General features: G+C 65.8%; 7 protein-coding genes. 3 read left to right on the top strand and 4 right to left on the bottom strand.

Annotated features, from left to right (window positions below; all coding sequences use genetic code 11):
- Both ACIQ09_RS08705 and ACIQ09_RS08700 read right to left on the bottom strand, forming a co-directional pair.
- A partial coding sequence (locus tag ACIQ09_RS08705) for an ATP-grasp domain-containing protein (protein ID WP_398308243.1) occupies positions 1 to 595 on the bottom strand: 595 nt, incomplete at its 3' end.
- A gap of 295 nt (positions 596 to 890) precedes the next feature.
- Positions 891 to 1,442 (bottom strand): DUF2889 domain-containing protein, encoded by a 552-nt coding sequence (locus ACIQ09_RS08700; RefSeq protein WP_398308247.1) that lies wholly within the window; start codon positions 1,440 to 1,442, stop codon positions 891 to 893.
- Between the two features lie 215 nt (positions 1,443 to 1,657).
- On the opposite strand from ACIQ09_RS08700, the gene ACIQ09_RS08695 reads away from it, so the two are divergent.
- Positions 1,658 to 3,508, top strand: coding sequence for a FimV family protein (locus tag ACIQ09_RS08695; RefSeq protein WP_398308241.1), 1,851 nt, complete (start codon positions 1,658 to 1,660; stop codon positions 3,506 to 3,508).
- Between the two features lie 4 nt (positions 3,509 to 3,512).
- On the opposite strand, the gene ACIQ09_RS08690 is transcribed toward ACIQ09_RS08695, so the two are convergent.
- Positions 3,513 to 4,259, bottom strand: coding sequence for a Nif3-like dinuclear metal center hexameric protein (locus ACIQ09_RS08690; RefSeq protein ID WP_398308239.1), 747 nt, complete (start codon positions 4,257 to 4,259; stop codon positions 3,513 to 3,515).
- Positions 4,260 to 4,327: 68 nt separating this feature from the next.
- Between ACIQ09_RS08690 and ACIQ09_RS08685 the strand changes: the two genes are divergently transcribed.
- Entirely contained in the window at positions 4,328 to 5,491 is a 1,164-nt protein-coding gene (locus tag ACIQ09_RS08685; protein WP_398308237.1) for a Do family serine endopeptidase, read from the top strand.
- A gap of 19 nt (positions 5,492 to 5,510) precedes the next feature.
- Here ACIQ09_RS08685 and ACIQ09_RS08680 read toward each other — a convergent pair whose 3' ends face one another.
- Positions 5,511 to 6,455, bottom strand: a complete 945-nt coding sequence (locus ACIQ09_RS08680; protein WP_398308235.1) for a LysR family transcriptional regulator — start codon at positions 6,453 to 6,455, stop codon at positions 5,511 to 5,513.
- Positions 6,456 to 6,534: 79 nt separating this feature from the next.
- On the opposite strand from ACIQ09_RS08680, the gene ACIQ09_RS08675 reads away from it, so the two are divergent.
- Positions 6,535 to 8,019: an MFS transporter gene (locus ACIQ09_RS08675; protein ID WP_398308233.1), complete on the top strand. Its 1,485-nt coding sequence runs from the start codon at positions 6,535 to 6,537 to the stop codon at positions 8,017 to 8,019.
- Positions 8,020 to 8,046 lie beyond the last annotated feature (27 nt).

The raw sequence follows: 8,046 nt of genomic DNA, 5'->3' as shown, positions 1-8,046 counted from the left end.
TGATTTCCGCCAGGGAGCAATCGGTTTCCATGTACGTGGCATACAGCTTCTTGAGGGTGTCCACAGCCTGGGCGGTGGAGCCTTCGGGAACGCCGATACCGTTGGAGAGATACAGGGCTTGTTCGTCAGTCAGGCCGACGGCCGGATCAACGAAGACCTTGAGGATCTTCTCGGGGGTGGAGTGAGCGACTTCCTCGATGTCCATACCGCCTTCGCTGGAGGCCATCATGGCGACCTTCTGCGTGGCGCGGTCGGTCAGCGCGGCAACGTAGTATTCCTTCTTGATGTCGGCGCCTTCCTCGATAAGCAGGCGACGCACCTTCTGGCCTTCGGGGCCGGTCTGGTGGGTGACCAGTTGCATGCCGAGGATCTGCCCGGCGTACTGGCGCACTTCGTCCAGGGACTTGGCGACCTTGACGCCACCGCCCTTGCCACGGCCGCCGGCGTGAATCTGGGCCTTGACGACCCAGACCTTGCCGCCCAGCGTTTCCGCTGCCTTGACTGCCTCATCGACTGAGAAGCACGGCACGCCGCGCGGCGTCGTGACGCCAAATTTTCTCAGGATTTCCTTGCCCTGATATTCGTGAATTTTCATGGTTGCCCTTCGATCGAAGTCTTGGCCTTTTAAAGGCCGCTCACGCTTGGTTGATGGGACTCTTCGGAGCACACCCGTGCTCCGCGATGCAGTACGCCGTTCTCCCTCGTCCAGCGCACACACCGCTCCGTTCTTCATGCATCTGGCCACCATTGACCAGAGGCAGGAAAAGACGATCCTGACACCGCAGCAGCCCGGACATGCCGAAGTACTCCGGTTTTCGGATCAAATGATTATATACGAAAGAGAACGCGCGACCGGATTCACGCTGCAGTGCACATTTGCATGCCCCCGCTCATTCCTCAGCGGGGCCCCGATACCATTTCGGGTAGTGACGCATGACCGTCTCCGAGGTCGTCTCAAGGGCATGACAGCGATCCAGCTGGAACGGCTTTTCACCGTTGTCCTCGTTGTCCCGTCGAAAGGTGGCAAAGGTCTGGATGGCCGCCGTGGGCAAGGACAGCAGCAACTCGGTCAGGTGGGAGCAGCCCCGCACGTCGGCGAACATCTCTCCGACCGTCCGCCGAAACCCCCGGACGAGATTCAGGCCGATCAACTGACGATACGCCGGCCCAATGGTGTCGCACCCCCCGGGATACGGCACCCAGTCGGACACCGCCTCCACATCAACAATGAAAAAGTTCGGATCGATGGTCACCCGCACCAGCAAATCGTGCACGGGGTCGCCCACCCGGCGTATGCCGGAAGCGATAGGGTAATCGACGTCCTTGAGGTCCGTGATGCGGGCATCCAGGTCGAGCAGACCATCGTCACGCATGAACCCCTGGATCTCGATCTTGCGGGTATGAATGCGGGTGCGCCGGGGCGCGGGCTCGGAAAGAGGCATGACAGTAGGGAGAAAAGGGTCGATCAGGCAAAATAAGGTAAAAAGGGGCGTGCATGGCACCACCTGAAACACTCCGCGCCATCAACAGCCGACAAGTCGGCGCGGCGGGCTGCAAACTTCTTTAGAATACTGTAGCTTCGGCCGTGGCGCGAAGGTTCCGCCACAGCCCAACATACCCACAAGGCCACCTTAGCCGGATGTCCAACGTCCCCTTGATGAATAGCGCGCGCAAAACACTTCCCCTTCTGATCGCGACGCTTGCCCCTCTCTGCGGAGCCGCCGCCCACGCTGCCGGCCTTGGCGAGCTCACCGCCCATTCATCCCTGGGAGAACCCCTGCGGGCCGAAGTGAGGCTGATGCGGGCACAGGGAGAGGACATCGACGCCAGCTGCGTCAAAGGGGTGACCGGCAGCAGTGACGACATTCCATGGATTCGCAATCCGCAGATCAGGCTTACAGGCGATCGCCTGTTGGTCACCACCCGCGAACCTGTCAATCACCCCATCGCAATGCTGGGTCTGCGGGTCGCTTGCGGTTTTGAACTGCGCCGGGAATTCACCCTGCTGCTGTCGCCACCGACAATACACAACGCTGTGGCACCGGTCGACGCCCCCGTCAGCACGGCCATCACGGCCCCAGGCAAAGCCCTGCCCGACGCGCCGACGTCAACGCCGGCAGTAAGCCGTCGTACAGCAATGCCCTCGGCCGCAGCCCAGCACAGCCCCCGGACACCTGCGCCAGCCAAGGCGCGGCCGGCCCAGTCTTCGGCCAGACCTGTTCCTTTGGCGCGCCTTGCCGAGCCCCCCCCGACAGGAAGCCCCACCGCGGCTCGCGCTGCGGCTCCGCGCACCTCTGAACCGGTCCGTCAGGACCGCCTGCTCATCGGCGCAGGCGATGAAGCCAGCCTTGTCCCGCTACGCATGTCGCCGCTGCTGGCCAACCCGCCGAAGGCTGAAGACAGCGGCACCCAGCCCCCTCCGCGTAGCCAGGAGCAGCGCACCCTGGCAGAGATCGATGATCGCATTGCTGCACAGATCGAGCTGGACGAGAAGATCAAACGGCTGGAGGAGTACCAGGCCCTGCTCAAGGAAAGGGTGGCGCAGCTCGACCAGAACCGCAAGCCGGCCACCTTGCCGGCACCGGCCCCGGGCACGCCCGCGGCAGCCCCGGTGACCGCAAGCGATGACATGCAGACGCTGCTTGAACAATGGACCGGCCCGGTCGCCGGCCTCCTCGCAGTACTGCTGGGTGGAGGTGCGCTGATCTATCTGCGGCGCCGACGCAGCGCCTCCGACGCACCGGTCATGAGCGAGCCCGAGTTCCACACCACACTGCAGCATCCTGGCCAACCCGCCACCTCCGGTCCAGGCGCCGTCATCGCGCAGGCAACGCCCGCCGTCAGCATCGAAGCCGAATCGTCCCTGCCCGAGATGCGGGCACACGCGGTGTCACACAGCACGGCACCGACTCAGGCAGACGCGAACGGAGAGTGGGCCGAGCCCACCTTCGCTCCCGCTCACCCCATTCCCTTCGATGAGAACGTCGACGAGCATGACTCGGCCCTCGAACTGGCTGAAATCATGATGTCCTTCGGGCGCACCCAGGGCGCCGCCGAGACCCTCGCCGACTACATCCGCAACAACCCCAGGCAGGCCGTCAAGCCCTGGCTCAAGCTGCTCGAGGTGTATCACGTAGCCGGCATGCGCGCCGAATTTGAAGCCCTGACCCGCCAGCTCAACAAGACCTTCAACGTCAAGATGATCAGCTGGAGCGATTTCAAGACCATGCGCGGTGGCGCCGATACGATCGAGCAGATACCGCACGTCATCCAGCGCCTGCAGGAGCTGTGGGGCACCCAGGAAGCACAGGCCTACATCCACCAGATCCTGCGCGACAACCGCAACGGGACCCGCCAGGGCTTCCCGCTGACGGTGGTCGAAGAGCTGCTGCTGCTGCTGCTCGCCATCCTCGACGACGAGCTCGGCACCTACAAGCCGCCCACGGAACTGAGCCTGGTGGACATGGATCCGCCCAGCGCCGAGGACAGGAATACGGCTGCCGCCTGACGCCTCAGACCGGGTTATCCACCTCCACGAAAGTCGCATCCAGCCCGAAGCGCTCAACCAGGTGGGCACCCAGGGCCTGCACCCCGTAGCGCTCACTGGCGTGATGGCCGACAGCCAGATAGCTCACCCCGGACTCCCGGGCCAGATGGGTAGTCTGTTCGGACGCCTCGCCAGAAACGAAGCAATCGACCCCGCAGGCAATCGCCTGCTCGAAATAGCCTTGGGCGCCCCCGGTGCACCAGGCTATCCGCTCCACCGTGCGCGCCGGGTCACCCAGCAGCAGGGGCTCCCGCCCGAGCCGCGCAGCAACCTGCCGGGCCAGCAAATCGCCTCGTATTGCGTGGGGCAGGCGCCCCGTCCAGCCGATATCCTGCTCGCCGAAGCGCCCCTCCGGCATCCAGCCCATCAGACGCGCCAGCTGAGCGTTATTGCCCAACTCGGGATGGGCATCCAGGGGCAGGTGATAGGCGAACAGGTTGATGTCCCGGCTCAGCAGGGTGCCCAGGCGCTTGCGGCGCAAACCGGTGATCACCCCGTCCTCCCCACGCCAGAAGTAGCCGTGATGCACCAGCACCGCATCCGCCTCCCGGGCCACGGCGGCATCGAGCAGGGCCTGGCTGGCCGTCACCCCGCACACCACGCGCCGGATTTCAGCGCGTCCTTCCACCTGCAACCCGTTTGGGCAATAATCCCTGAAGCGCCCGACTTCGAGCAGATTGTCGAGATAACGCTGCAATTCGGCTCTTTCCATGGCCACTTCTCCTTGAAACCCAAGCACTCCGGCTGCGCACCCGCGCGCCACCTGTTAGCGATTTTACGATGCATCGCCTGTGGATAATCTTTGCCCAAGCCGTCACGGTCTCGGTAGCCGTGCTGTTTGTGGTCAGCACGCTCAAGCCCGAGTGGACCGGCGAGCGCCCTGCCCTGCCCTCCGTCACCATCCAGGAGAGCATCGCGCCAGCCAGTGTCGCGGGCGGGCGTCCGGTGGCGTCCTATTCCGACGCGGCCCGCGCTGCCTTGCCGGCGGTGGTGCATATTTTCACCAGCAAGGAGGTCAAGGCCCAGCGTCACCCCTTTGCCGACGACCCCCTGTTCCGGCACTTCTTCGGTGATCGCCTCGACAATCGCCCCCAGCAGCGCGCCTCGGGCCTTGGTTCCGGAGTGATCGTCTCGCCGGAAGGCTATGTGCTGACCAATAACCATGTGATCGAAGCCGCTGACGAAATCGAGGTGGCCCTCAATGACGGCCGCAAGCTGCCCGCCCGCATCGTCGGCCGCGATCCGGAATCGGACCTGGCCGTGCTCCAGATCAAGTCTGACGGCAAGCTCAAGGCCATCACCTTCGGGCGCACCGAGCAACTTCACGTGGGCGACGTGGTGCTCGCCATCGGCAACCCCTTCGGTGTCGGCCAGACCGTCACCATGGGTATCGTCTCGGCCCTCGGCAGATCCCACCTGGGCATCAATACCTTCGAGGACTTCATCCAGACCGACGCGGCCATCAACCCGGGCAACTCCGGTGGTGCCCTCATCGACACCGGCGGCACCCTGGTGGGCATCAATGCTGCCATCTACTCTCGCTCCGGGGGTTCCCTGGGCATCGGCTTCGCCATCCCCGTATCCCTGGCCCGCAGCGTGATGGAACAGATCATCCAGAACGGCTCGGTGACGCGGGGCTGGATCGGCGTCGAGGTTCAGGCCATCACTGCCGAACTGGCCGACTCCTTCGGCATGGTGTCCAGCGAGGGCACCCTGATCTCCGGCGTCATACGCGGCAGCCCCGCCGAGCGCGCCGGGGTGAAGCCGGGTGACGTTCTGCTGGCCGTGGAGGGCCGCAAGGTGAATGATCCCCAGGCCATGCTGGAGGCCATCGCCGCTCTCGCCCCCGGCCGCAAGGCGGGCTTCGAGCTTCGCCGGGGAAAGGAAAAGCTCGACCTCAAGGTGGAAATCGGCCGTCGCCCGGCCCTCTCCCGCGCCGACTAAGGCAGCTTTCTCGCTCCGATCAGCCGCCCGCCGCCACCCACTCCGCCACGCTGTCTGCCAACAGGCCGGCCACGAAACCGGTCAGCGGGTCGCTGCGTTCCCGGCGGTGGCGCACCAGGCTGATCGGCAGACTCAAACCCTCGATGCACAGGGGCTCGAAGCGCAGATCCACATGGGCCAGGAACATCCGGGCCAGCATGTCGGGCAGGATCGCCACCAGCGGGCTGCGCTTCAGCACAAAGGGGATGGACAAGGGCATGGCGCTGCGCGCCACCACCTGACGGCTCAGCCCCTGGGCCGTGAAAACCCGATCCACCAAGCCCGGCGGCTCCCCCACGTAGTTGGTGTGAATATGCGGCAGCCCCGCCAGATCGGCCAGTGAAGGCCCCGGCGGCACCTGGATCAGGGCGGGGTTGAAGACGCACGAGAACCCCGACTCATGCAGCACCAGGCCCTCATGCACCTCGCGCAGCTGGGGGAAATGCCCGACCACCAGGGTCACCGCCCCCGCGTCCAGTTGCTCCAGCTGACGTGACGCGGGGATCGGCAGCACCGACAGGATCAGGCCTGGCGCGCGCGCCCGCAGGCGTGCCACCAGGCCGGGCAGCAGCAGGGCCTCCAGCGGGTCGGTGAGGGCGATGCGCACGCGCCCCTCGGCCTCCGCCGGGTCAAAGGCCCGCGCTCCGCGAGCGAGGTGCTGGATATCGTCGAGCACCTGCCGGACGGCTCCGGCCAGCGCCAGCGCCCGGGGTGTCGGCCGCATCCCGGCCCCGTCGCGAAACAGGATGTCATCACCGAAGGTCTCGCGCAGACGGGCCAGGGCATGGCTCATGGCCGGCTGCCCCACAAACAGACGGGCCGCGGCGCGGCTGACGCTGGCCTCGCTGACCAGGGCATCGAAGGCCACCAGGAGGTTCAGGTCCAGGCGACGGAAGGCGGCGTAATCAATATCGACCATATTCATATTATGGATCGAGCAGATCGATTTGAGACATTCACTCACCCCGCCTAGACTCGAAGCACCTTTCTTCCGGCTCCCGCCCATGAACGCAGACCCCGCCCTCACCCTGCCCCGTTCAGGCCATCCACCCCACTCCGTGCGCGTGCTGCTGTGGGTGGTGGCCGCCGTGACCGGCATCGAGTTCATCGAGACCGGCATGGTCACCTTTGCGGCGGCCCCCATCATGGGCGGGCTGGGTATCGACGCCCGGGGCTTTGCAATGGCCTGGACCGTGTATGGGGTGGGTGCCATCTTCATGCTCTACAAGCACCAGTGGGTCGTCGAGCGCATCGGCTACCGGGACTTCATCCTTGCCTCCCTCGGCGTCTTCGCCCTGGGCGCCCTTCTCTGCGCCACGGCGGCAGGGCCCGGCCAGTTCACCCTCGGCCGGGCCCTGCAGGGTGCGGCAGGTGCCACCTTTTTCACCGCCGGCCGCATGCAGATCAACCGCCTGCCCGAAACCGCCCGCTTCTCCGGGCTGCTGACCTTCATCGGTACCCTGCTGGGCGGGGCTGCCATCGCCCCGGTGCTGGCGGCAGGGTTGATCGCTGCAGGAGGATGGCAGGCCATTTTCTGGGTGATGCTACCCCTCGCTGCCGGTCTTGCCGCCTTCCTCGCCCCCCGCCTGCCGCGGGACACGGTGGCGCCGGAAGCCCGCAGCCACGAACACTGGGGCTGGCTGATCGGGCTGGTGGTGGCGGTGTTCGCGCTCCAGTACTCCATCCAGGCCCTGCAGTTCAGCCTGTTCTCGGCCCCGCTGCCGGTGCTGGCCATCGGTATGGCCGCAATCGTTGCCCTGAGCCTCTTCGCCGCCCGCCAGTGGCGACGGGAACGGCCCCTGATCGACTACCGCAAACTCTTCCAGCAACGCTATCTGCTGGGCATCCTGTTCTATTTCGGCGGCTACTTCCTGATCGGCCTGAGCGGCTTCCTGATGCCCATCCTGTTCCAGCACGGACTCGGGCTCGACATGGGCAGCACGGCCTGGATCCTGAGCGGGGCCATGGCCTGCAGCGTGCTGACCGCCCTGGCCCACGCCGGCCTGGCACGTCACTGGCCCCGCCTGCGGCCCTTCATGCTCGTCGGCCTGGCCCTGATCAGCGGCGGTAGCCTGTGGCTGAGCCACTCGGCCACCACGGGCGACTGGCACGCCCTGCTGCTGCCAGCCTTCCTCACCAGTCTGGCGCTCCCGCTCTACATGGGGCCGGTGGCCTTCGGCACCTTCGTGCGCATTGATCCGGCAGTGTTCTCCCACGCCTACCAGGTGAAGAACATCGTCCGCCAGCTGGGCCTGTCATCGGCCATCACCAGCGGCACGGTATTGCTGGAGTGGCGTTACACCGCCCACCTGGGCCCGGACAGCACGCCGGGCGAGTGGACCACGCGCCTCCCTGACAGCCTGACCACACCGCTCGCTTCGCCCACGTCGCCAGCCCTGGCCCTGGCCTGCGCCGATGCCTTCATTGCCTGCGGCGTGCTGGCCGGCGGCATTTTTCTGGTGGTCGCCCTCCAGCGCGCCTTCCGTTAGGGCAAATTGACATTCCTCCGGCGGGCC

Source organism: Zoogloea sp., from assembly GCF_044344315.1.
Taxonomy (GTDB): domain Bacteria; phylum Pseudomonadota; class Gammaproteobacteria; order Burkholderiales; family Rhodocyclaceae; genus Zoogloea.
Note: the sequence above shows the minus strand (reverse complement) of the source record. Positions and strands in the feature narration are given on the sequence as shown.